The organism is Streptomyces sp. NPDC043726 (assembly GCF_056436565.1).
The window spans coordinates 394,750-418,230 of the sequence record NZ_JBWKCI010000005.1; the positions used below are offsets into that span (position 1 = coordinate 394,750).

Below are 23,481 nucleotides of genomic sequence, written 5' to 3' on the forward strand. Positions count from 1 at the left end.
ATGACCACCGTGTCCCGGGTGCGGCGCCAACTGCCGGTGAGCCCCTGGCTGTTCGCCGCTCCCGGCCTGCTCGTCATCGGCGCCTTCATCCTCTACCCGTTCGTCTCCACGCTGGTCAACGCCTTCACCGACCGCCGCACCCTGATCGAGGGCGAGTTCGTCGGCCTCGCGAACTTCCGTGAGCTGCTGCACGACGACATGTTCTGGATCGGGCTGCGCAACAGCACGCTCTACGTCCTCGGCGTCGTCCCGGCGCTGGTGGTCCTGCCGTTGCTGCTCGCCCTGCTGGTGCAGAAGAACATCCCCGGCATCGCCTTCTTCCGCTCCGCCTTCTACACCCCGGTCGTCGCCTCGATCGTCGTCGTGGGCCTGATCTGGGTGTGGCTGCTCGATGAACGCGGCCTGGTGAACTCGCTGCTGGAGGCCGTAGGCGTGGGCCGGGTCGGGTTCCTCAGCGACCAGTGGCTGCTGCTGCTCAGCGCCATGGCCGTCACGGTCTGGAAGGGCCTCGGCTACTACATGATCATTTACCTGGCCGCGCTGGCGAACGTGCCGCGTGAACTGCACGAGGCGGCGGCCGTGGACGGGGCGGGGGCCGTACGGCGGTTCCTGACGGTGACGGTGCCGGCCGTGCGTTCCACGATGGTGCTCGTCGGCGCGCTGTCGTCCGTGGCCGCGTTCAAGGTGTTCTCCGAGGTGTACCTGATGGCGGGCCCGAGCGGAGGCCCGGCGGGCGAGGACACCACCCTGGTGATGCTCGTCCAGCGCACGGGCACCGGGCTCACCGGCCGGGTCGGCTACGCCTCCGCGATCTCCGTCGTCGTCTTCGTCGTCACCGTCGCGCTGATGCTGCTCGTGCTGCGCGCGGACCGGAGGGAGGACCGGTGAGCGTCATCGAGAAGGTACGACCGGTCCAGCGGCCGGTGGCGGTACGGCAACCCCGCGTCACCGACGAGCACGGCCGCCGCGTGCGCGTCTGGGAACTCGCCCTGCGCTACGCCCTGTTGCTCGCGGTACTCGCCCTCACCGTAGGCCCGTTCCTCTGGCAGCTGTCCACCTCGCTGAAGGGCCCGACCGAGGACATCTACACCTCCCCGCCCCGGTTCCTGCCGAGCGACCCGACCGTCCACAACTACGAGCGCGTCGCCGAGACCATCCCGGTCTGGGACTACGCCCTCAACTCGCTCAAGGTCGCCACCGCCAACGTCGTCACCAACTGCGTCGGTGCGGCCCTCGCCGGCTACGCGCTCGCCCGGCTGCGCTACCGGGGCCGCCGGGCCGCCACACTCGCCTTCATCCTCGCGATGCTGGTACCGGTGGAGGGCATCATCATCGCCCAGTTCACCACCATGCGGGAGCTCGGCCTCAACAACACCCTCGTCGGGGTGGTGCTGCCCGGCTGCATCGGCGCCATGAACGTGCTGCTGATGCGCAATGCCTTCCTCAACCTGCCGTACGAGATCGAGGAGGCGGCCTTCGTCGACGGCGCCAACGTGTGGCAGCGGTTCACGCGGATCGCGCTGCCGGCCGTGAAGGGCACCCTCGCCGTCGTCGCGATCTTCGCCTTCATGGGCGCCTGGGACGACTTCCTGTGGCCGCTCATCGTGCTGAGCGACCCGTCGAAGTTCACGCTGACCATCGGCCTCAACTATCTGCACGGCACCTTCGCCAACGACGAACGCCTGGTCGCCGCGGGCACGGTCATCGCCGTCGCCCCGCTGATCGCCCTCTTCGCCTGTCTCCAGCGGTACTTCTTCCGCGGAGTGGGCGAGGGCGCCGTCAAAGGCTGAACTCCCCGCCTCCGTCACGTCGAAGGCCGATCCCCCTACCTCCGTCACAAGGACACGTATGCCTCCTGCCGTGCGCTTCGGCGTCAACTACACGCCCAGCGAGGGCTGGTTCCACCACTGGCTCGACTTCGACCTGGACTCCGTGCGCGCCGACCTCGACTCCATCGCCGCGCTCGGCCTGGACCACGTGCGGGTGTTCCCGCTGTGGCCGTACTTCCAGCCCAACCGCACGCTGATCCGTGAGCGGGCGGTCGAGGACCTCGTGCGGCTCGTCGACGCCGCCGCCGAACGCGGCCTCGACGTCAACGTCGACGGTCTGCAAGGACACTTGAGCAGCTTCGACTTCCTCCCGGCCTGGACTCGCACCTGGCACCGGCGCAACCTCTTCACCGACCCCGACGTCCTCGACGGCCAGGCCGCCTACCTGCGCACCCTGGCCGCGGCCCTCGCCGACCGGCCCAACTTCATCGGCATGACGCTCGGCAACGAGGTCAACCAGTTCGCCGCGGGCCCCCATCCGGACCCCGACCGGGCCACCGAGGCCGAGATCGACCGCTGGCTCACGCGCATGCTGGCCGCCTGCGAGGAGGGCGCCCCCGGACGACTGCACCTGCACGCCGAGTACGACGCCACCTGGTACCAGGACGACCAGCCCTTCACTCCTCTCCAGGCCGCCCGCCGGGGTTCCGTCACCGCCGTGCACTCCTGGGTGTTCAACGGCACCGCCCAGCGCCACGGCCGTACCTCCGTGCCCACCGAGCACCATGCCGGGTACCTCGTCGAGCTCAGCAAGGCCTGGGCGGACGACCCCGGCCGGCCGGTCTGGCTCCAGGAGGTCGGCGCGCCCGCGCCCCTGATCCCGGCCGAGCACGCGGCCGCCTTCACCGAGGCGACCGTGGCGAACGCCCTGGACTGCCCCGACCTGTGGGGAATCACCTGGTGGTGCTCCCACGACGTGTCCCGGCGGCTCGCGGACTTCCCGGAACTGGAGTACGGGCTGGGCCTGCTGACCAACGAGCGCCAGCCGAAGGACGCGGCGCGGGCGCTGGCCCGGGCGGCAGCCGCGAGCCCGCCCGCTCCTGACCCTCGCACGACCGCGCTCGTCGTCCCCGCCGACCCGCGGGCCCGTTCCCGGTGCGCGCCGGGCGGCACGGTCTTCGACGCGTACTTCCGGCTGGCCGCCGACGGCGTCCGGCCCACCACCGTCCTCGACACCCGCGCCGACGACCAGGACCATCTCGCCGCGCGCGGCATCACCGAAGTCGTCACTCCCGACCAGGTACTCCCCATCCCCCAAGGAGGCACCCGTTCGTGAAGCCCACCCGACGCACGGTCCTGATCGCAGGCGCGACGGCCGCCCTGACGCCCGCACTTCCCGCCCTCGCCGCGCCCAGGGCCGCCGCCCCGGCGCCGTACGCCTCCTACTGGTACCCGGACTCCCTGCCCTCCGGGTCCCCCGGCACCGGCATCACCTGGCGCAGTCTGAAGGCGTGGCGGGCGGCCGACGACGCCGACCTCGCCTTCAACGCGTCCTCCGTCCCGCTCGCGGCCCGGTTCACCCCGGTCCCGGTGAACGCGACCGCCCGCACCGGCCAGGCCCGGATCCAGTCCCTGGTCTCCTTCGGACCCACGTCGAGCAACCCCTCACAGGGCTCCGCCACCGCCGACTACTACGCCCTCACGCACTGGGCGTACATCGACGAGCTGGTGTTCTGGGGCGGCTCCTCGGGAGAGGGGCTGATCCTCGCGCCCAACGCGCCCATCGTGGACGCCGCGCACCGGCACGGTGTGCCCGTGCTGGGCAACGTCTTCCTGCCGCCGGTGGCGTACGGCGGGCAGCTGCGGTGGACCCGGGACCTTGTGCAGAAGGACGCCGCCGGGCGGTATCCGCTCGCGGCGCAGCTCGTCGCGGTGGCGCGGGCGTACGGCTTCGACGGCTGGTTCGTGAACGCCGAGACCGGCGGCGGCGACCCGGCCCTCGCCACCGACATGCTGGGCTTCCTGCGCGAGCTGAAGTCGCGGGCGGCGGCCGTCGGGCAGCGGGTGACCTGGTACGACTCGATGACCGTGAACGGCTCGGTGAGCTGGCAGGGTGCGCTGAACGCGCAGAACCAGCCCTTCTTCGAGGCCTCCGACTCCATGTTCGTCGACTTCCGCTGGACGGCGAGCGGCCTCACCTCGTCCGGGCAGCGGGCCGACCGGATCGGGCGCGGCCGGTACGAGCTGTGGGCGGGCGTCGATGTGGAGTCCAGCGGCTGGAACACGTCCGTGAACTGGGACGCGATCGTGCCGCGGGACCGACCGCATGTCGTGTCGGTCGGGTTCTACCGGCCGGAGTGGACGCGCAACCACCTGCCCGCGGGCCGGACTCCGGGGGAGTTCCACTCCGCCGACGACCGGTTCTGGAGCGGGCGTTCGCTGGATCCGTCGCGCCCTGACGGCACGGACGGCTGGCGGGCGCCGGCCGTGTCGGTGGCCGACCGGTCGACGGTGACGTCGGTGCCGTTCGCGAGCGTGTTCAACACCGGACACGGGCTGCGGTGGTTCGAGGGCGGGAAGGTGACGTCCCAGGCGCCGTGGAACCATCTGGGGGTGCAGGACCGGCTGCCGTCGCGGCGGTGGGTCGTGCACACCGGTGGCGCGCGGCCCGCTGTGAACTTCGATTTCGCGGACGCCTGGTGTGGCGGCAGCAGTGTGCTGGTCGACGGTGAACTGACCGCTCCGGCGGTGCTGGATGTGTACGCGACTCGGTTGCCGATCACTGTGAACTCGGTTGTCGAGCTGACACACCGGATCGACATGGGTGCGGTGAACGTCGAGCTGGCCGTCGCGACGGCCGACCCCGCCACGCCCGGCGCGACACCGCCGTACACCTACTTCCCTGTGAACTCGGTCAACACCTGGCAGACCGCGACCGTACGGCTCACAGGGCTGAGCGGCACCGTACGGGCGATCGGTGTCCGGCTCACTCCGCGCGCTGGGAGCAGCGGCCCGGTGCGCTGGCGGCTCGGTGGGCTCGCCGTCCGGTCCGCCGAGCCCGGCACCCCCACCGCGCCCACCGGCCTCCGGATCACCGGCGCGAGCGGCGGCGATCTGCGCCTCGCCTGGAACCCGGCCCCCGGCGACGTACGCCACTACACCCTGCACCGCCTCCTCCCCGACGGCACCCGGCGCTTCCTCGGCGCCACCTGCCAGCGCGCCTGGTTCGTCGCCGGGCTCGGGCCCGAGCAGGGCGAGACGGCCGCACGGTTCGAACTGCGCGCCGTAGGGGAGCTGTACACCACATCGGCCCCCGCGACCGTGACCCACTCCTGGTAACCCCCCGCGACCTTCACCACCCCTGGTGACGACCCCCACCCGGACGACCTACGGAGCACCCCGCATGCATGACGACCGCAGCCTGGTCGAAGGCCGCCTCAAGCGCGTCCTCGACGAGCGCATCCGCCCCGCCGTGTACCCCGAGTCCGTACCGCTCGACGTGGCGGTGTGGCACGCCCCCGGTGAACCCGTGCCGGTCGCCGAGGGGCTCGCGGCCGAGCCCGAGCCGATCGAGGTGGGCGCCCGCTGGGGTGCTCCGTGGGGCACCAGCTGGTTCCGGGTCACCGGGTCCGTGCCCGAGGCGTGGGCGGGGCGGACCGTCGAGGCGCTGCTCGACCTCGGCTTCGACGAGAACATGCCCGGCTTCCAGTGCGAGGGTCTGGTGTACCGGCCCGACGGCACCCCGGTGAAGGGCCTCAACCCGCGCAACCAGTGGGTGCGGATCGGGGCGCCCGTCGAGGGCGGCGAGGAGGTGCGGCTGCACATCGAGGCCGCGTCCAACCCGGTCATCCTCGACTACCACCCCTTCCTGCCCACCGCGTTGGGCGACAAGGAGACGGCCGGCAGCGCACCGCAGTACACGCTCGCCCGGATGGATCTCGCCGTCCTCGACGAGACGGTGTGGGAGCTGGTCATCGATCTGGAGGTGCTCGGCGAGCTGATGGCCGAGCTGCCCGTGGACTCCGCGCGCCGCTGGGAGATCCTGCGGGCGGTGGACAGGGCGCTGGACGCGATCGACCTCCAGGACGTGAACGGCACGGCGGCCCAGGCGCGGGCCCGCCTGGAGACGGTGCTGGCCGAGCCGGCCGTCCCGTCCGCCCACCGGATCAGCGCCGTAGGTCACGCGCACATCGACTCGGCGTGGCTGTGGCCGCTGCGTGAGACGGTCCGCAAGGTGGCCCGTACGACGGCCAACATGACCGCGCTGCTGGAGGACGAGCCGGAGTTCGTGTTCGCCATGTCCCAGGCCCAGCAGTGGGCGTGGGTGAAGGAGCACCGGCCCGAGGTGTGGGCGCGGGTGAAGAAGGCCGTGGCGGACGGGCGGTTCGTGCCGGCCGGCGGGATGTGGGTGGAGTCGGACACCAACATGCCGGGCTCGGAGGCGATGGCCCGGCAGTTCGTGCACGGCAAGCGGTTCTTCCTGGACGAGTTCGGCATCGAGAACGACGAGGCCTGGCTGCCCGACACCTTCGGGTTCGCCGCCGGACTTCCGCAGATCATCAAGGCGGCCGGGGCCAAGTGGCTGCTGACGCAGAAGATCTCCTGGTCGCAGACGAACAAGTTCCCTCACCACACCTTCGCCTGGGAGGGCATCGACGGCACCCGGATCTTCACGCACTTCCCGCCCGTCGACACCTACAACTGCTCCATGAAGGGCGGCGAGATCGCCCACGCCGCCCGCAACTTCAAGGACAAGGGCGTCGCCCGGCACTCCCTCGCGCCCACCGGCTGGGGCGACGGAGGCGGCGGCACCACCCGCGAGATGGTCGCCAAGGCGGCCCGGCTGCGCGACCTCGAAGGCTCGGCGACCGTGGTGTGGGAGACCCCGGCGGAGTTCTTCGAGAAGGCCGAGGCCGAGTACCCGAACCCGCCGGTCTGGGTCGGCGAGCTGTACCTCGAACTCCACCGCGCCACCCTCACCAGCCAGGCGCAGACCAAGCAGGGCAACCGGCGCAGCGAACACCTCCTGCGCGAGGCGGAGCTGTGGGCGGCCACGGCGGCTGTGCGCACCGGATTCCCCTACCCCTACGAGGAGTTGGACCGCGTCTGGAAGACGGTCCTGCTCCACCAGTTCCACGACATCCTGCCCGGGTCGTCCATCGCCTGGGTGCACCGGGAGGCCCGGGCGACCTATGAGCGGCTCGCCGGCGAGCTGAACGCCATCATCGACGGCGCCCAACGCGCCCTGGCCGGCGACGGCTCGACGCCGCTGGTGTTCAACTCCGCCCCGCACACCCGCCACGGCATCCCGGCCGGCGGCGCGCGGACGCCGGCCGCCGAGGGCCGGACCACGGTCACGGGGCGCCGTGACGGCGGGCACGTCCTCGACAACGGCCTGCTCCGGATCGAGATCGACGCCCGTGGCCTCGTCGTCTCCGCCTACGACCACGACGGCGACCGCGAGACCGTCCCGCCCGGCCTCGCCGGGAACCTCCTCCAACTCCACTCCGACTTCCCCAACATGTGGGACGCCTGGGACGTCGATGAGTTCTACCGCCACACGGTCACCGACCTCACCGACGTGGACGAACTCGTCCCCGAGGCGGACGGCGTGCGGATCGTACGGTCCTTCGGCGACTCCCGGGTCACCCAACTGCTGTCCCTGGCGCCGGGGGAGCGGCGGCTGCTCGTGGACACGGAGGTGGACTGGCACGAGACGGAGAAGTTCCTCAAGCTCGCCTTCCCACTCGACGTGCACGCCGAGCGGTACGCGTCCGAGACGCAGTTCGGGCACTTCCACCGGCCCACGCACACCAACACCTCCTGGGAAGCGGCCAAGTTCGAGGCCTGCAACCACCGGTTCGTGCACCTGGGCGAGCCGGGCTGGGGTGTCGCGATCGTCAACGACTCGACGTACGGCCATGACGTGACCCGCACGGTCCGTACCGACGGCGACCGCGGCACGACCACCACGGTCCGCGTCTCCCTCCTGCGCGCCCCGCGTTTCCCCGACCCCGAGACCGACCAGGGCGTCCACCGCTTCCGGCACGCCCTGGTGCCGGGCGCGGACATCGGCGACGCGGTCCGCGAGGGCTGGCGGATCAACCTGCCCGAGCGCCGGCTCAGCGGCGCCAAAGAGGTCGCCCCGCTGGTGGGCGTCGACCGGGACGCGGTCGTCGTCACCGCCGTCAAGCTCGCCGACGACGGCAGCGGTGACGTCGTCGTCCGTTTCCACGAGGCCCACGGCGGCCGATCCCGGGCCACCCTCACCACCGGTTTCGACTTCACGGAGGTCACCGCCACGGACCTGCTGGAGCGCCCGCTGCCCGGGGGCCCGACGGAGCGCGACGGCAACAGGGTCGCCGTACGGCTGCGGCCGTTCGAGCTGATGACCTTGCGGATGCGACGGTCCTGACGAGGGTGTGGGCGGCGCCGGTGGCAGGTGAACCTCGGGTCGGTCGACGGAAGGTGACAAGCAGGTCGCAGCACGAAGGCGTCACTGCCACACTGGACTGCCGGGCCCCGCCCACACCCGCCCGTCGAGGGGCCCGCATTGGGGGAGGATCCATGTCCGCAGAGTTGAGTGTCCTTGCCCTCGGACACGAGGAGGCGGCAGCCACGCAGCCTTGGCAACTGGATGCGCTGCGGGAGGACTTGCTGGCGCTCGACGTCGATCGGGTCGGTCCCATGGAGGCCGGCGCGGCTCCGCCGAACACTCGGTCCGGTGCGGTCGAGACCCTCGGGGCACTGCTGGTGGTCCTGCAACCGTCGCTGCCCTTGTTGGAAGGCACCCTGGCGGTCGTACGCGAATGGATGGCACGGACCGGATCCCGGACTGTGGTGCTGGAGATCGACGGCCAGCGGCTCGAAATCACCGGCGTCGACAGCGCGGATCAGCGGCGGCTGGCCGACGCGTGGCTCGACGTGGTGACGGCCGACAGACCATGACGGAGCGCAGACGGCACGCGCTGCTGGTGGCCACGAGCGCGTATCAGGATCCGAGCCTGCGCGCGCTGTCGGCACCGCTGCGTGACGCGACCGAGTTGGCCCGGGTGCTGGGAGACCCGGCGATCGGGGCCTTCGCGGTGGACGTCTTGAACGACGTGGGCGCGCATGAACTGCGGCGCGGCGTGGAGGACTTCTTCGCCGACTGCTCGGCCGCGGACACCCTGTTGCTGCACTTCGCCTGCCATGGCCTGAAGGACGAGGGCGGCAAGCTCTTCCTCGCCGCGGCCGACACCGTCCGTACCCGTCTGGAGTCGACGGCGGTCCCGGCCGAGTACGTCAGCCGGCTGATGATGCGCAGCCGGGCCGGACGGGCCGCGGTGATGCTGGACTGCTGCTACGCCGGGGCGTTCGAGCGGGGTCTGTTCAGCCGCGCCGACCCCGAGGTGCATGTGAAGGACAGCTTCAGCGAACTGGAGCGGGCCGGCGGCGAGCGGGGCCGGGCCGTGCTCACCGCGTCGAGTGCCGTGGAGTACGCCTTCGAGGGTAGCCAGGTGGTGCCCAGCGCGGCCGCCGGGTCGACCATGGGCGTCGACGCTCAAGGCCAGCCGGGCCCGTCCCTGTTCACCGGCGCGCTCGTCGAAGGGCTGCGCACCGGCGAGGCCGACCGGAACGGCGACGGAGCGGTAGGCCTCGCGGAGCTGTCGGAGTACATCCGCGATCGCATTCGTGCGGTTACCCCGCACCAGAATCCGCAGCTGTGGGTGTTCGGCGCGTATGGCGATCTCACCATCGCCCGCGCACCGCGGCGCCCGGAGCCGGTGCCCGCGCCCGTGGACGCCGCCGCCCAGGCGAAGGCGGCCGAACTGGACGTGCAGCTCCAGATGGTTGCCGACCTGCGCACCGCGCTCGAAGGACCGGACACGCGGCATGCGCTGGCCGCCCTCGCCGAGTTACAACGGCTCGAACGGCACGACAGCGCGGAGGTGCGCGAGACGGTGCGGCAGGCTCTCGCCGCCGCGGCTCCGCGGACCACCGACGCCCACCTGGATCTCGCGCTCCGGCACGGCGGTGAGCCGAGGCACGTGGACGTGCCCGTCTTCGGTCCGCCGGTGGCGCGCGCGAGCATAGAGGTTGTCTCGGACAGTGACTGGTTGCAAGTCCGGCCAAGCCTTCAGGGGATCTCCCTGTTGGTGCGCGGAGCGGCACCGGTCAGCGAGGGCCGGGTGGTCGTGCGCTCCGCGACGGGCGAGTGTGTTCTGACGGTGCGGGCGACCATCGAAGAGGGACCACCAGGCCCGGTCATCACCCTGCGCCAACCCGAACCGGCCGTCCCGGGCCCGGCTGGCCGCCGCGGCCTCCTCGCCGCCCATGCCGTGGTGACCGCCCTGAGTGTGGGGGGCGTGCTGACCCTCGCCATCCGAACGGCCATCGTCCCGGGTGAAAGCTTCACGACCGCCGACTTTCTGATCGCCGCCGGCACCGTGCTGTATCTCGTGGCAACCGTCCTGATCTCCCTGTCCGGTACGCCGCTGGTCCGGATCTCCCGCAGGGGCCGCCTGCTGCACGGCACGGCCGCCCTGTCGACCGTGGGCGCGGTCGTCGCGGCGTCACTGTTCGGGCGGCCCGCGGACGGTGCCGTGGGTCGTTGGGACCGGCCCCGCGGAGACATCCTGGTCGCCGGCGAGCCCGTCACCGGGTCCAAGGACGCCGGCGGCAAGCAGCGCTACCTGCGCACCTACTCGGAAGGCCCGCTCTACGCGGCGGTCACGGGCCACGCCTCGCACACCCACAACACCTCTCTCCTCGAACAGACCGAGGACGACGTCCTGACTGCTACCCGCTCCAGTCAGGAGAAGGGCGGCGCCGTCGCCACCACCATCGATCCGGCCGCGCAGAAAGCGGCCTTCGTCGCGCTGGGCAACCGACGGGGAGCCGTGGTCGCCCTCGATCCGCGTACGGGAGCCGTCTTGGCGCTGGTCTCGACACCGTCGTACGACCCCTCGACCATTGCCGGCACCGCGCAGGACCACGTTGATGCCTGGAAGAAGCTGGAGGCGGACGAGAATGCCCCCATGCTCAACCGGGCGCTGCGGGAGACCTATCCGCCGGGCTCCACGTTCAAGGTGGTCGCCGCGGCGGCGGCGCTGGAGAACGACCTGTACACGTCCATCGACGACCCGACCGACACCCCGTCACCGTGGACCCTGCCGGAGACCACCACCCGGTTGAGTGACGGGGCAGACGCCCCGTGCGAGAACGCGGCCCTGAAGGCGGCACTCCAGTACTCCTGCAACACGGTGTTCGCCAAGATCGGCTCCGACCTCGGCAGCGACAAGATGCTCGCGCAGGCGACGGAGTTCGGCTTCAACACCGAACAGCTGATACCGGTCCGCGCGAACGCGTCCCTCTATCCCGAGCAGACGAACCCCTCGCAGAACGCCTTGAGTGCGATCGGGCAGTACAACACGAGAGCCACACCGCTCCAGATGGCGATGGTGGCGGCCGCCGTCGCGAACGAAGGCACGTTGATGCGGCCTTACCTGGTGCGGGCGGCCCCCGCAGGAAGCGAGGCGACCAAGCCCGAGGCGCTGGGGCATCCGATCTCTGAGGCGACCGCGCGCAAGCTGCAGCAGATGATGCGGGCGGTGGTCGACAACGGCACGGGCACCGACGCGGCGATCAACGGTGTCGAGGTCGGCGGAAAGCCCGGCACTGCTCAGACTGGCACCGACAACAGCGAAAGCCCGTACTCCTGGTTCATCTCCTATGCCAAGGCGGACGCCGACACGGACGCCTCCGTCGCGGTCGCCGCGGTCGTGCAGGACGCCGAGCCCGAGCACGCGGCGGCGCCCATCGCGCGGAAGGTGATGGAAGCGGTCCTCGACGAGTAGAGCGTGGTGAGCTACCCAACTGCGCCCGGAACCACTCCTCGGCCATGGTGTCGTTGCCCGCGGCCAGCGCGGTCGCCGTCGACTCCTGGATGCGGCGCACCTCCAGCAGCTCCTCCAGACCCGGGCCCCGGGACAGGTCGGCGACCACGCCGAAGGTTTCCAGGAGGTCGCCGGCCTCTAGTTGGGTGACGTAGATGCCCGAGCCGTGATGGGCCTCCAGTACGCCCATCACCGTGAGCGCGCGGCAACAGGATCGCCGTACGGCTGCGGCCGTTCGAGCTGATGACGCTGCGGTTCAGGAGGGCATGAGGGCACAATCGCCGGTGTGACGATCACCGCGCGGGAACTCAACCGGGCCACCCTCGCCCGCCAACTGCTGCTGCGCCGGGAACCGCTGGGAGCCGCCGAGGCCGTACGGCGGATCCTGGCGCTCCAGGCGCAGCAGCCGGCGTCGCCGTACCTCGCGCTGTGGAACCGGCTCGACGGCTTCGCGCCGGCGGATGTGGACGCCGCCTTCGCCGACGGCACGCTCCTGAAGGCGACCCTGCTGCGGATCACCCTGCACGCCGTGCACGCCGAGGACTACCCGACGGTCCGGGAGGCGATGCGCCCGACGCTGTACGCCTCCCGGCTCGGGTACCGCTTCGCCGCCGCCGGACTGACCCCGGCGGACGCCGCCGAACTGGAGCCGGGGCTGCTGGAGTTCGCGGGGGAGCCGCGTTCCAACGGCGCCATGACGGAGTGGCTCGCGGAGCGGGTCGGCGAGGAGCGGAAGGACGGGGCCTGGTGGGGGCTGCGCGCCTGCACCCCGCTGGTGCACTCGGTGACCGGCGGATCGTGGTCGTTCGGCACCTCGCCCGCGTACGTCGCCGGACCCGAGGACCGGTTCCTGGGCGGGCCGGACGAGGCGTTGCGGGCGCTCGTCCTGCGCTACCTGGCGGCGTTCGGGCCCGCCTCGGTGGCCGACGTGGCCCAGTTCGCCACCGTGCAGCGGGGCCGGGTCCGTACCGCGGTGCGCTCGCTCGCCGACTCCCTGGAGGAACTGAAGGGACCCGAGGGCACGGTCCTGTACGACGTCCCGGGCGCCCCGCGCCCGCCCGGGGACACCCCGGCTCCGCCCCGGCTGATGGCGATGTGGGACAGCGTGCTGCTCGCGTACGCCGACCGCGCCCGGCTGATCCCGCCGGACTACCGGCCGCTCGTGACCCGCGTCAACGGCGATGTGCTGCCGACCCTCCTGGTCGACGGCCAGGTCGCGGGCGTGTGGCGGCCGGCCGAGAGCGGCGGCATCGAGGCGACGGCCTTCCACGAGCTCACGGACGCGGTGTGGGAGGGGCTCGCCGAGGAGGCGGCCGCGTTGGTGGAGCTGCTGGCGGACCGCGAACCGCGGGTGTACGGCCGGTACGGCCACTGGTGGAAGAAGCTGCCCGGCGCTCAGGTGCGGGTCTTGGCGGGCTGAGAGTGAACAGGTGCGGGTCTCGGCGGGCTGCGAGTCCTGGCGGGCTGAGAGCGAACAGGTGCGGGTCTTGGCGAGCTGAGAGCGCACGGGTGCGGTTCCTGGCCGGCTCATGGGGGTTCAGCCCGAAAGTCGCGCCCGCAACCACTCCTCCACTTCCCCCACATGCGCCGCCGCGGCGGCCCGTGCCGCCTCCGGGTCGCGGGCGGCCAGGGCCCGGTGGATCGCGGCGTGTTCGCGGCGGGTGCGGGTGAAGGCGCCCTCCTCCTGGTAGCCGCGCCAGACCCGGGCGCGGAAGGTGCGGGAGGACAGGCCCTCCAGGATCGCGGCCATGGTGTCGTTGCCCGCGGCCATCGCGATCTCGCGGTGGAAGGCCAGGTCGTGGGCGAGGATCTCCTCCGGGTCGTCGGTGGCGTTCATCGCCTTCAAGTGCCGTTCCACTTCCGCCAGTCGCTCGGGGGTGATGCGCGCCGCGGCCAGCGCGGTCGCCGTCGACTCCAGGACGCGGCGCACCTCCAGCAGCTCCACCAGACCCGGGCCCCGGGACAGGTCGGCGACCACGCCGAAGGTCTCCAGGAGGTCGCCGGCCTCCAGTTGGGTGACGTAGATGCCCGAGCCGTGCCGGGCCTCCAGTACGCCCATCACCGTGAGCGCGCGGATGGCCTCGCGCATCGAACTGCGGGAGATGCCGAGTTGAGCCGCGAGGTCCCGTTCGGTCGGCAGCCGCTGGCCCGGCTCCAGGCGCCCCTCGGCGATCAGCGCCTTGATCCGCTCGATGGCGCGCTGGGTCACCGTGCCCTTCTGCGGGGCCGTCTCCTCGTCCACGCGCTACCTCCACTCCCCGGATGTCCAGCGAAGTGTAGCCAGCGGAGTGGTCCGACCAAAGTCGCGTCGGGCCCAGCATGAACCCAGGTAAATCGCTGCCGAAGGGTGTTCCTCCGTGAGAGTGGTCTGATAAGTATGCCGACATCTGCTCGTTCGGTGAAAGGCATTCCGTGTCCCGAATCACGGCGGTGGACACCTACGACATCCGCTTCCCCACCTCGCGCGAGCTCGACGGCTCCGACGCGATGAATCCGGACCCCGACTACTCCGCCGCCTATGTCGTACTGCGCACCGACGCTCCCGACGGCCACGAGGGCCACGGATTCACCTTCACCATCGGGCGGGGCAACGAGGTCCAGGTCGCCGCGATCGAGGCGCTGCGCGGACATGTGGTCGGACGGTCGGTCGAGGAACTGTGCGCGGATCCGGGGACGTTGAACCGCGACCTGATCGGCGACAGCCAACTGCGGTGGCTGGGACCGGAGAAGGGCGTGATGCACATGGCGATCGGGGCCGTCGTCAACGCCGTATGGGATCTGACCGCCAAACGCGCCGACAAGCCGCTGTGGCTGCTCCTGGCCGAGGCGGACCCGGAGTGGGTCGTACGCCAGATCGACTTCCGGTACCTCACGGACGCGCTCACACCCGAGGAGGCGCTGGAGATGCTCCGGCGGGGGCGGGAGGGCGCGCGGGAGCGGGCCGCGCGGCTCCGGCAGTGCGGCTACCCCGCCTACACCACCTCCGCCGGCTGGCTCGGCTACGACGACGACAAGCTCATCCGCCTCGCAGCCCAGGCGGTCGCCGACGGCTTCCGCCAGATCAAACTGAAGGTCGGCGCGGATCTCGACGACGACATACGGCGCTGCCGCGTCGCCCGTCAGGTCGTCGGCCCGGGCATCCGCCTCGCGATCGACGCCAACCAGCGCTGGGACGTCGCCGAGGCGATCCGCTGGACCCGGGCGCTGGCCGAGTTCGACCCGTACTGGATCGAGGAGCCCACCAGCCCCGACGACATCCTCGGACACGCGGCGATCCGCGCGGCGGTGGCCCCCGTGCGGGTCGCCACCGGCGAGCACGTGCACAACCGGGTCGTCTTCAAGCAGTTGCTCCAGGCGGGCGCCCTCGACATCGTCCAGATCGACGCGGCCCGCGTCGGCGGCGTCAACGAGAACCTCGCCATCCTCCTGCTCGCCGCCAAGTTCGGGGTGCCGGTCTGCCCGCACGCCGGCGGGGTCGGCCTGTGCGAACTCGTCCAGCACCTGTCCATGTTCGACTACGTGGCCGTCACCGGCACCACCGAGAACCGGGTCATCGAGTACGTCGACCATCTGCACGACCACTTCCTCGACCCCGTGGCCGTCCACCAGGGTCACTACACGGCACCCACCGCGCCGGGCTTCTCGGCGGCCATGCGGCCCGAGTCGATCGCCCGGTACACGTTCCCGGACGGCGCCTTCTGGGCCGCCGACCTCGAAGAGAAGAAGGGGCACGCGGCATGAGCGACTTCGCGGGACTCAAGGCGCTGGTGACGGGGGGCGCCTCCGGCATCGGCCGGGCCACGGCCGAACTCCTCGCCGCACGCGGCGCCCAGGTCGCCGTCCTCGACCTCGACCCCTCCTCCGTGGACAAGCCCCTGCTCGCGTACCGCGCCGACGTCACTGACGACACCTCGGTGCGCGCGGCCGTGACCGCCGCCGTCGCGGAGCTGGGCGGACTCGACGTCCTGGTGAACAACGCGGGCATCGGTGCCCAGGGCACCGTCGAGGACAACGACGACGCCGAGTGGCACCACGTGCTGGACGTGAACGTCGTCGGCATGGTCCGCGTCGCCCGCGCCGCCCTCCCGCATCTGCGCCGCTCGGCACACGCGGCCATCGTCAACACCTGCTCCATCGCCGCCACCGCGGGCCTGCCGCAACGGGCGCTGTACAGCGCGACCAAGGGTGCCGTGTACTCGCTCACCCTCGCCATGGCCGCCGACCACGTCCGCGAGGGCATCCGCGTGAACTGCGTCAACCCCGGTACGGCGGACACCCCGTGGATCGGCCGGCTGCTCGCGAAGGCCGCGGACCCGGCGGCCGAACGCGCCGCCCTGGAAGCCCGCCAGCCCGCCGGACGGCTGGTCTCCGCCGCCGAAGTCGCGGGCGCGGTCGCCTACTTGGCCAGCCCGCTGTCCGGCGCCACCACCGGCACCGCCCTCGCCGTCGACGGCGGCATGCAGGGCCTGCGCCTGCGACCGGTGACCCCGTGACCCGGCTCGGCCCGCGGCCTGCGACCGGTGACCCCCTGACCCGGCTCGGCCTCGGCGCCGCCGCCCTCGGCAACCTCTACACCGAGGTAACCGACGAGCAGGCGTACGAGGCGGTCACCGCCGCCTGGGAGCACGGCATCCGCTGCTTCGACACCGCGCCGCACTACGGCCTCGGCCTCTCCGAGCGGCGCCTGGGCGCGGCCCTGCGTGAGCGGCCGCGTGAGGAGTACACCGTCTCGACGAAGGTGGGCCGGCGACTGGAGCCGTCGGAGGAAGGCGGCGACGACCTGGCCCACGGCTTCGCCGTCCCCGCCACCCATCGCCGCGTGTGGGACTTCACCGCCGACGGCATACGACGGACTCTGGACGCGAGCCTGGAGCGGCTCGGTCTGGACCGGGTGGACGTCGTGTACCTCCACGACCCCGACGACCACGCCGAAGCGGCCTTCCGCGAAGGCTATCCGGCCCTGGAGAAGCTCCGTTCCGAGGGCGTGGTGGGCGCGATCGGCGCCGGGATGAACCAGGCGGAGATGCTGACCCGCTTCGTCCGGGACACCGACGTCGACGTGGTCCTCTGCGCCGGCCGCCACACCCTGCTCGACCAGAGCGCGCTCGCCGAACTCCTGCCCGCCGCCGAGGAGCGGGGCGTGTCGGTGGTGATCGGCGGGCCGTTCAACTCCGGCCTGCTGGCGGACCCGAGTCCGGAGTCGACGTACAACTATGCTCGGGCTCCACGGGAATTGGTGAACCGGGCCCTGCGCATGAAGGAGATCGCCGAGCGTCACGGCATCACCCTGCGCGCCGCCGCCCTCGCCTTCTGCGCGGCCCCTCCGGCGGTCACGACGGTCCTCACGGGCGCCCGCTCGGCGGCCGAGGTCCACGACTGCGCCGAGCAGTTCGCGACCCCGGTTCCCGAGGCCTTCTGGCGGGAGCTGCGGGACGCGGGCCTGCTGACGGAGCCGTCATGAGGGTCGCCCTGCACACCAGGGTCCGCGCGGACCGCATCGCGGCCTACGAGGCCGCCCACCGTCTCCTCGCGGAGCTGGAGCTGCCATGAGCCGTCCCGTTCCCGCCGTGGACGCGCATGTGCACGTGTGGGACCTGTCCGTGCGGGACCAGGACTGGATCGGCCCGGACAGCCCGCTCCGGCGGGACTTCACGATCGCCGACCTCGCGCCCGAGGCCGAAGCGGCGGGAATCGGCCGCGCGGTCCTCGTCCAGACCGTCACCGTGGCCGAGGAGACCCCGGAGTTCCTGGCCCTGGCCGACCGGCACGAGCTGATCGGCGCGGTGGTGGGCTGGACCGACCTGACCGCACCCGGCGTCGCGGACGAACTCGCCCGCCTGCGCGAACTCCCGGGCGGACACCGCTTGAAGGGGATCCGCCACCAGGTCCAGGGCGAACCGGATCCACGGTGGCTGCTACGGGCCGACGTACGCCGGGGCCTGGACGCCGTGGCGCGGGCCGGGCTGGTGTACGACCTCGTGGTCCTGCCCCACCAGCTCCCCGCCTGCGTCGAGGCGGCCGCCACCCTGCCCGAACTCACCTTCGTGCTGGACCATTTGGGCAAGCCTTCGATCGCCTCCGGCGCCCTGGAACCCTGGGCGACGGACCTGCGCGCCCTCGCCGCGCTGCCCAACACCGTCTGCAAGCTCTCCGGCCTGGTCACCGAGGCGGACCGCGCCTCCTGGACGGTCGCGGACCTGCGCCCGTACGCCGACACCGCACTCGACGCCTTCGGCCCGGACCGCCTGATGTTCGGCTCGGACTGGCCGGTGTGCACGGAGACCGCCTCCTACCCTCAAGTCGTCGACACGGCGGCGGAGTTGTCGGAAGGCGAACAGGCGGCCGTCTTCTCCGGCACCGCGACACGGGTGTACGACCTCTAGGCCTTGACCTCAGGGCAACTTGAGGTTCTACGTTGATCGCGTCCTGTTGATCGCACGAAGGAGGCGGAACGCGTGTGCGATCCGGGCCCAGCCGGCGGTCGGCGTCGTGTTCGACGGTCTCGTCGCCCGTGGCTGGCTCACGGAGGACGCGGGGGCCATGACGCTGACCGAGGCCGGGGAGGCCGGACGGCTGCGGGCCAGGGAGCGCAATCTGCGTGTGCACCAGCAGGTCCACGCAGGCCGACGCGTCGTTGCGCGCGAAGCAGTACTCCTCGCGTATCTCGTCCCAGGCGCGGGCGAGTTCGGCGAGCGGCACGTCGTCGGTGATCTCGCATGTGAGCGTAGGGCATTGTCCCGGCGGTCCTCAGGACGGGACCTGACGCCCGGGGCGCGCCGCCAGGCGCGTCGGTGGCAGGTACTCCCGCACATACGTCCGCTCCCAGCACGCGCCCGTCTCCCGCAGCTCCCGCCAGGTCGTGAAGCGGTAGCGGAACAGACGCGCGCGGATGTAGCGGGGCGGCGCGTCCGGCGGGAAGGGGGAGCGGCGCAGGAGCTTCAGCGTGGCCCGGTCGTTCTCCAGCAGGCGCTCCACGAACGTGCCGAACCAGGAACCGGCGTACGCGGGTGAGAGCGCGGCGAACCACATCAGCCAGTCGAGCCGGAGGTGGTACGGCGCGAACTGCCGGGGCCAGTGCCGGGGATCGCCGGGCTTGCCCTTGAACTCGTACTCCCGCCAGTCCGAGTCCTCACGCGGTACGGCCTCGTCGGTGCCCTCGACCACCACCTCGTAGCGGACGCGGCTGACGCTGCCGAACGCGCCGTAGGTGTTGACCAGATGCAGCGGGTCGAAGGAGCGGTTCATCACCTGGCGGCGGGAGATCATGTTGCGGACCGGGCGGTAGCTGAGGGCGAGGAGAAGGGCCGAGACCGCCAGGACGACGGCCATGTACCACGCGGGCGCGTCCGGCACCGTGGGTGAGGTGTCCGTGAGCCGGAGCGCCGACAGGGCCAGCACGATGGTGATCCAGTTCAGCCAGGAGAAGTTGCCGGAGAGCACCAGCCACAGCTGGGTGAGGATCATCAGGGCGGCGGCGGCCGTGGCGATCGGCTGCGGGGTGAACAGCAGGAACGGCACGACGAGTTGGGTGACGTGGTTGGCGGCCGCCTCGACCCGGTGCAGCGGCCGGGGGAGATGGTGGAAGAACCAGCTCAGCGGGCCCGGCATCGGCTGGGTCTCGTGGTGGTGGTAGAGGCAGGTCAGCTTTCGCCAGCACTCGTCGCCCCGCATCTTGATCAGCCCCGCGCCGAACTCGACGCGGAACAGGATCCAGCGCAGCAGGAAGAGCACCACGATGGGCGGGGCCACCTCGTCGTTGCCGAGGAGTACGGCGAGGAAGCCCACCTCCAGCAGCAGGGACTCCCAGCCGAACGAGTACCAGGTCTGGCCGACGTTGACGATCGACAGGTACAGCGCCCAGGGCACCAGCCACAGCAGCATGGCACCCCACAGCGGCAGCAGCCCGTCGAGCCCTGCGAGCAGCGCCGCCGACACCGCGCAGCCCGACCAGGCGCACACCGCGAAGAAGCGGTCCGAGTAGTGCAGCTGGAACAGGCTCGGCGCCGCCTTGAACGGCAGCCGTGCCACATGGCGCGGCACGGGCAGCATGCCCCGCTCGCCGATCAGCGCCCGGAACTGGAGTGCGGCCGTGAGGAAGGCGACCAGGTACACCCCGGCCAGAGCCCGCTGGAAGACGAGCCGGCTCAGCCAGTACTCGGGTGCGGTGAACCACTCCACGACCTGTGCTCCTTCGTCCATTGTCCCGCCGGCGGGATCCGTGCCCAGCCGACAGCTTCCGCCCTCCGTTCACTCCGCGTGCTCGGCCCCTCCGGTTGCGTAACCCATGTGGGTGAAGCAGACAATAAGGGCGAATTGCCCCCTGAGGAGGCGGGAGAACGTGGTGCGAACCCCCACCCGGACACCCACCGGGATCCTGGTCACGGCCTGCGCGCTCGCTACGGCGCTCCTCGTCGCCGGCTGCGGTGACGTCGGCGGCGACAAGAGCGCGGCGGCGAGCGGCGAGGTGTTCCTCCAGCCGGTCGCCGCCCAGGGGCCCGATCCCTTCACGGACTCCACGGCCACCTCCACGGCTACCCCGCCGCCCGTCACCCGAACGCCGCAGTCCGCGTCCACCGGGGGCGGCGGCGCGGCGCGCTCCTACTCCGGCTCCACGCCCGGCCTCTACGCCGGCACCGAACGCGTCGGCAGCTGCGACGTGGACCGGCAGATCGGCCATCTGACCGCCGACCAGAACCGGGCCCGCGCCTTCGCCGGGGCCGCGGGCATCTCCAGCGCCGGGATCCCGGACTATCTGAGGGGCCTCGCCCCGGTCGAGCTGCGCGCCGACACCCGGGTCACCAACCACGGCTACCGGGACGGACGGGTGACCACCTACCAGTCCGTCCTCCAGGCCGGCACCGCCGTCCTCGTCGACAACCGGGGCGTGCCGCGCGTGCGCTGCGCCTGCGGCAACCCGCTGACCCCGCCCGTGGCGACCGAGGGCAGCCCGGCCATCAGTGGCCGCGCCTGGTCCGGCTACCGGCCGACCCAAGTGGTCGTGGTGGCTCCGGCGCCCCAGGTGATCACCAACATCACGATCATCAACGTCGTCAGCAACACCTGGATCGAACGGCGGATCGGACACGACTGCCGCCACGACCGGCCCGTACCCCGGCCGGAACCCCTGCGGCCCACGGCTCCGCACACGCGGGTCCCGGACGCCAGTCTGTCCCCGGCCGACGAGAGCACCGAGCCCTCCGGCCGGACCACCGAGCCGTTCGGCGAGCTCACGGACTCCACCACGCCCGAGGGCACGCCGGCCGACTGCGTGACCCCCACGGTCACCGTCACCCCCGGCGCCACCGAGGACGCAGCGACCCGGGTGCCGACCGGACCGACCGACTGCCCCGCGGCCACCGTCACGGCCACCCCGCCGACGACCGAGCCGCAGAGCCCGCGCGTGCCCACGGACGAGGACACCGTCACCGACGAGGACGCCGGCACCGAGCCCTCGCTGCCCGATTTCGGCGGCACCGTGCCCGACGAGGTCGGTCCCGAGTCCGTGCCGGAGACCCCCGACCTGCCCGACGGGGGCGGGCTGATCCCCGACGACCCCGAGGGCCGGTCCACCTCGGGCAGCATCTTCGGCAGCCCGACGGACGTCTTCACCGATTGACCGCGCGTCGCCCCGGCTCGGCCGGAGAGCCCCGGCGGGTCTCCCGCGGTCTCCCCGGTCAAGCCTCCCCAGTCGAAGAATCGGACAAATGCTGGCAAGGTGGGCCCATGGTTGATCGGGGAGCGAGCGCCCTGTCACTCCCGGACGACTGGCCCGCCCACCCGGATCCGATTCTGGCGCTCAACCGCATGGGCAGCTTCGACTGGGACCTGGACAGCGGCCTGTTCCACATGGACGCCCAGGCCCACGAGGTCTTCGACCTGCGCCCCGACGAGTACGACGGCCGCCCCGAGAGCCTCGCGGTGCGCGTCCCGCGAGCCGAGGGCTACCGGCTGGACGCCATGGTCGCCCAGGCGATGAAGGACGGCAGCGAGAACTACGGCGCCTACTTCCGCATCCGCCGCCGCGACGGCTCCCTGCGCTGGACCCACACCCAGGGCTACATCCGGCGCGACGAGACGGGCCGTCCGCGCCGCATCATCGGCATCGTCCGGGACGCCACCCAGGAGCTGAGCGAGAGCGCGGCGCGCCGCGACCAGGCCGCCGCCGACGAACTGCGCCGCCGGCAGACGAACGTCGTCGAGCTGACCACCGCCGCGCTCGCGCACGCCCGTACCGTCCAGGACGTCATCGACGTACTGAAGGACACCCACGGCGTCACCCATCTGGGCGCCACCAGCCTGGTCATGGGACTGGTCGAGGCCGGCCGGATCCGGCTGATCGCCGAGGGCCCCGCCGGCAGCTTCGTCCCCGGCACCCGGGTCACCGGCATCGAGGAGCCGTACCCGATGAGCGAGGTGGTGCGCACGCTCACCCCGCGCTTCATCGAGTCGCCGGAGGAGTTCGCCAACGGCTATCCCGTCCTGTGGCCGCACATCACCGACCTGGACATCACCTCGGCCGCCTACCTGCCGCTGATCGCCCAGGCCCGCCCGATCGGCGCCATGGGCCTGCTCTACAGCGACCGGCGCGGCTTCTCGCCCGAGGATCGCAACGTGCTCGTCGCCCTCGGCAGCAGCATCGCGCAGAGCCTGCAGCGGGCCATGTTCTACGAGCAGGAGAAGGATCTCGCCACCGGTCTGCAACAGGCCATGCTGCCGCGCACCATCCCGAGCGTCCCCGGCGCCGACGTCGCCGTCCGCTACCGGGCCGGAACCGCCGCGGGCACCCTCGGCCGGGACATCGGGGGCGACTGGTACGACCTGATCCCGCTGCCCGGCGGCCGGGTCGGCGCGGTCATCGGCGACGTCCAGGGCCACGACACGCACGCCGCCGCCGTCATGGGCCAGCTCCGGATCGTCCTGCGCGCCTACGCGGCCGAGGGGCACACCCCGGCCACCGTGATGGCGCGTGCCTCCGTCTTCCTCCACGAACTGGACACCGACCGCTTCGCGACCTGCCTGTACGCCGAGGCCGACCTGTCCACCGGAGTGGTGCAGATGGTGCGCGCCGGCCATATCGATCCGCTGGTGCGCACGCCCGACGGCAGCTGCCGGCGCGTCGCCGTGGAGGGCGGTCTGCCGCTCGGTCTGTCCGCGGAGTTCGGGCGTCTGGAGTACCCGGTGCGCACGCTGGAGCTCGACCCCGGCCACACCCTGCTGCTGTGCACCGACGGACTGGTGGAGCAGCCCGGCTTCGACCTCGACGAAGGCACCAGCACCCTGACGGCCCTGGTCGCCGACGGTCCGGACGACGTGCGCAAACTCGCCGACCGGCTGATAGACGTGGCCGAGGAGCGCGGCGGTGACGACGACGTGGCCCTGCTCCTGCTGCGGCGCCGGGGCGTGGACTCCCCGCAGACCGCCGGCCGGCTCCGGCAGCACGTGGCCCCGGGCGACCCGGAGGCCCTCACCCATGCCCGGCACATGATCCGGGCCGCCGTGCGCACCTGGAGCTCCGGCGACCGCGCCGACGAGATCGAACTGGTCGCCGACGAGCTGATCACCAACGCCCTGATGCACACGGAGGGTTCGGCGATCGTGACCCTGCGGGTCCTCACCGGTGCCGAGCGGCGGCTGCGGGTGGAGGTGGAGGACTCCTCCAGCGCGCTGCCCCGCCGCCGGGAGGCGGGCGACGACGGGGTCTCCGGGCGGGGGCTGCTCCTGGTCGAGCTGCTCGCCGACGTGTGGGGGGTGGAGGCCCGCGGCGGCGGCAAGGTGGTGTGGTGCGAGTTCACCGCTCCGGGACGGAACTGACCGGCCCCGGGTGGCACTCTGGA

At 71.9% G+C, this 23,481-nt stretch carries 16 protein-coding genes and 1 pseudogene; 14 read left to right on the forward strand and 3 right to left on the reverse strand.

The window, feature by feature from the left end; genetic code table 11:
* The 7 genes from AC068Z_RS17390 (at position 1) to AC068Z_RS17420 (ending at position 11,608) form a co-directional block, all read left to right on the forward strand.
* Entirely contained in the window at positions 1-888 is an 888-nt protein-coding gene (locus AC068Z_RS17390) for a carbohydrate ABC transporter permease (protein ID WP_478556030.1), read from the forward strand.
* The gene (locus AC068Z_RS17395) at positions 885-1,790 is read left to right on the forward strand and encodes a carbohydrate ABC transporter permease (protein WP_478556032.1); all 906 of its coding nucleotides are present in this window, start codon (positions 885-887) and stop codon (positions 1,788-1,790) included. The genes AC068Z_RS17390 and AC068Z_RS17395 overlap by 4 nt, the downstream gene beginning before the upstream one ends.
* A 58-nt stretch (positions 1,791-1,848) precedes the next feature.
* Positions 1,849-3,105, forward strand: coding sequence for a glycoside hydrolase 5 family protein (locus tag AC068Z_RS17400; protein WP_478556034.1), 1,257 nt, complete (start codon positions 1,849-1,851; stop codon positions 3,103-3,105).
* A complete protein-coding gene (locus AC068Z_RS17405; RefSeq protein WP_478556036.1) occupies positions 3,102-5,108 on the forward strand; it encodes an endo-beta-N-acetylglucosaminidase in 2,007 nt (668 codons plus the stop codon). The genes AC068Z_RS17400 and AC068Z_RS17405 overlap by 4 nt, the downstream gene beginning before the upstream one ends.
* A 64-nt stretch (positions 5,109-5,172) precedes the next feature.
* Positions 5,173-8,184 (forward strand): alpha-mannosidase, encoded by a 3,012-nt coding sequence (locus AC068Z_RS17410; protein WP_478556037.1) that lies wholly within the window; start codon positions 5,173-5,175, stop codon positions 8,182-8,184.
* 152 nt (positions 8,185-8,336) lie between these two features.
* Positions 8,337-8,717 (forward strand): hypothetical protein, encoded by a 381-nt coding sequence (locus AC068Z_RS17415; RefSeq protein ID WP_478556039.1) that lies wholly within the window; start codon positions 8,337-8,339, stop codon positions 8,715-8,717.
* Positions 8,714-11,608 carry a caspase, EACC1-associated type gene (locus tag AC068Z_RS17420; protein ID WP_478556041.1) on the forward strand — a complete coding sequence of 965 codons (2,895 nt, stop codon included), beginning with the start codon at positions 8,714-8,716 and terminating at the stop codon, positions 11,606-11,608. The genes AC068Z_RS17415 and AC068Z_RS17420 overlap by 4 nt, the downstream gene beginning before the upstream one ends.
* Before the next feature lie 46 nt (positions 11,609-11,654).
* On the opposite strand, the pseudogene AC068Z_RS17425 reads toward AC068Z_RS17420, so the two are convergent.
* Positions 11,655-11,864: pseudogene (locus tag AC068Z_RS17425) on the reverse strand (GntR family transcriptional regulator); the annotation flags it as partial.
* A gap of 69 nt (positions 11,865-11,933) precedes the next feature.
* Here AC068Z_RS17425 and AC068Z_RS17430 point away from each other — a divergent pair.
* The gene (locus AC068Z_RS17430; protein WP_478556043.1) at positions 11,934-13,067 is read left to right on the forward strand and encodes a winged helix DNA-binding domain-containing protein; all 1,134 of its coding nucleotides are present in this window, start codon (positions 11,934-11,936) and stop codon (positions 13,065-13,067) included.
* 117 nt (positions 13,068-13,184) lie between these two features.
* Here the strand turns inward: AC068Z_RS17430 and AC068Z_RS17435 are convergent, their stop codons facing one another.
* Positions 13,185-13,889 (reverse strand): FadR/GntR family transcriptional regulator, encoded by a 705-nt coding sequence (locus AC068Z_RS17435; RefSeq protein ID WP_478556045.1) that lies wholly within the window; start codon positions 13,887-13,889, stop codon positions 13,185-13,187.
* A 170-nt stretch (positions 13,890-14,059) separates the two neighbouring features.
* Between AC068Z_RS17435 and AC068Z_RS17440 the strand changes: the two genes are divergently transcribed.
* From AC068Z_RS17440 to AC068Z_RS17455, 4 genes are all read left to right on the forward strand, one after another.
* Complete coding sequence (locus AC068Z_RS17440) at positions 14,060-15,388, forward strand: L-fuconate dehydratase (RefSeq protein WP_478556047.1); 1,329 nt, start codon at positions 14,060-14,062, stop codon at positions 15,386-15,388.
* The gene (locus AC068Z_RS17445) at positions 15,385-16,140 is read left to right on the forward strand and encodes an SDR family NAD(P)-dependent oxidoreductase (protein WP_478556049.1); all 756 of its coding nucleotides are present in this window, start codon (positions 15,385-15,387) and stop codon (positions 16,138-16,140) included. Before AC068Z_RS17440 ends, AC068Z_RS17445 begins: the two co-directional genes overlap by 4 nt.
* A complete protein-coding gene (locus tag AC068Z_RS17450) occupies positions 16,137-17,108 on the forward strand; it encodes an aldo/keto reductase (protein ID WP_478556051.1) in 972 nt (323 codons plus the stop codon). Before AC068Z_RS17445 ends, AC068Z_RS17450 begins: the two co-directional genes overlap by 4 nt.
* An 85-nt stretch (positions 17,109-17,193) precedes the next feature.
* Entirely contained in the window at positions 17,194-18,030 is an 837-nt protein-coding gene (locus AC068Z_RS17455) for an amidohydrolase family protein (protein WP_478556053.1), read from the forward strand.
* Between the two features lie 364 nt (positions 18,031-18,394).
* Here AC068Z_RS17455 and AC068Z_RS17460 read toward each other — a convergent pair whose 3' ends face one another.
* Positions 18,395-19,825: a lipase maturation factor family protein gene (locus tag AC068Z_RS17460; protein ID WP_478556055.1), complete on the reverse strand. Its 1,431-nt coding sequence runs from the start codon at positions 19,823-19,825 to the stop codon at positions 18,395-18,397.
* 160 nt (positions 19,826-19,985) lie between these two features.
* Between AC068Z_RS17460 and AC068Z_RS17465 the strand changes: the two genes are divergently transcribed.
* Entirely contained in the window at positions 19,986-21,263 is a 1,278-nt protein-coding gene (locus AC068Z_RS17465) for a DUF6777 domain-containing protein (protein ID WP_478556057.1), read from the forward strand.
* A gap of 107 nt (positions 21,264-21,370) precedes the next feature.
* The gene (locus AC068Z_RS17470; protein WP_478556059.1) at positions 21,371-23,458 is read left to right on the forward strand and encodes a SpoIIE family protein phosphatase; all 2,088 of its coding nucleotides are present in this window, start codon (positions 21,371-21,373) and stop codon (positions 23,456-23,458) included.
* Positions 23,459-23,481: the final 23 nt, after the last annotated feature.

Coding starts and splice junctions, on each gene's coding strand:
- AC068Z_RS17470 (WP_478556059.1), top strand. CDS start 21,371: ATGGTTGATCGGGGAGCGAGCGCCCTGTCACTCCCGGACGACTGGCCC.
- AC068Z_RS17420 (WP_478556041.1), top strand. CDS start 8,714: ATGACGGAGCGCAGACGGCACGCGCTGCTGGTGGCCACGAGCGCGTAT.
- AC068Z_RS17455 (WP_478556053.1), top strand. CDS start 17,194: ATGAGCCGTCCCGTTCCCGCCGTGGACGCGCATGTGCACGTGTGGGAC.
- AC068Z_RS17410 (WP_478556037.1), top strand. CDS start 5,173: ATGCATGACGACCGCAGCCTGGTCGAAGGCCGCCTCAAGCGCGTCCTC.
- AC068Z_RS17400 (WP_478556034.1), top strand. CDS start 1,849: ATGCCTCCTGCCGTGCGCTTCGGCGTCAACTACACGCCCAGCGAGGGC.
- AC068Z_RS17415 (WP_478556039.1), top strand. CDS start 8,337: ATGTCCGCAGAGTTGAGTGTCCTTGCCCTCGGACACGAGGAGGCGGCA.
- AC068Z_RS17445 (WP_478556049.1), top strand. CDS start 15,385: ATGAGCGACTTCGCGGGACTCAAGGCGCTGGTGACGGGGGGCGCCTCC.
- AC068Z_RS17390 (WP_478556030.1), top strand. CDS start 1: ATGACCACCGTGTCCCGGGTGCGGCGCCAACTGCCGGTGAGCCCCTGG.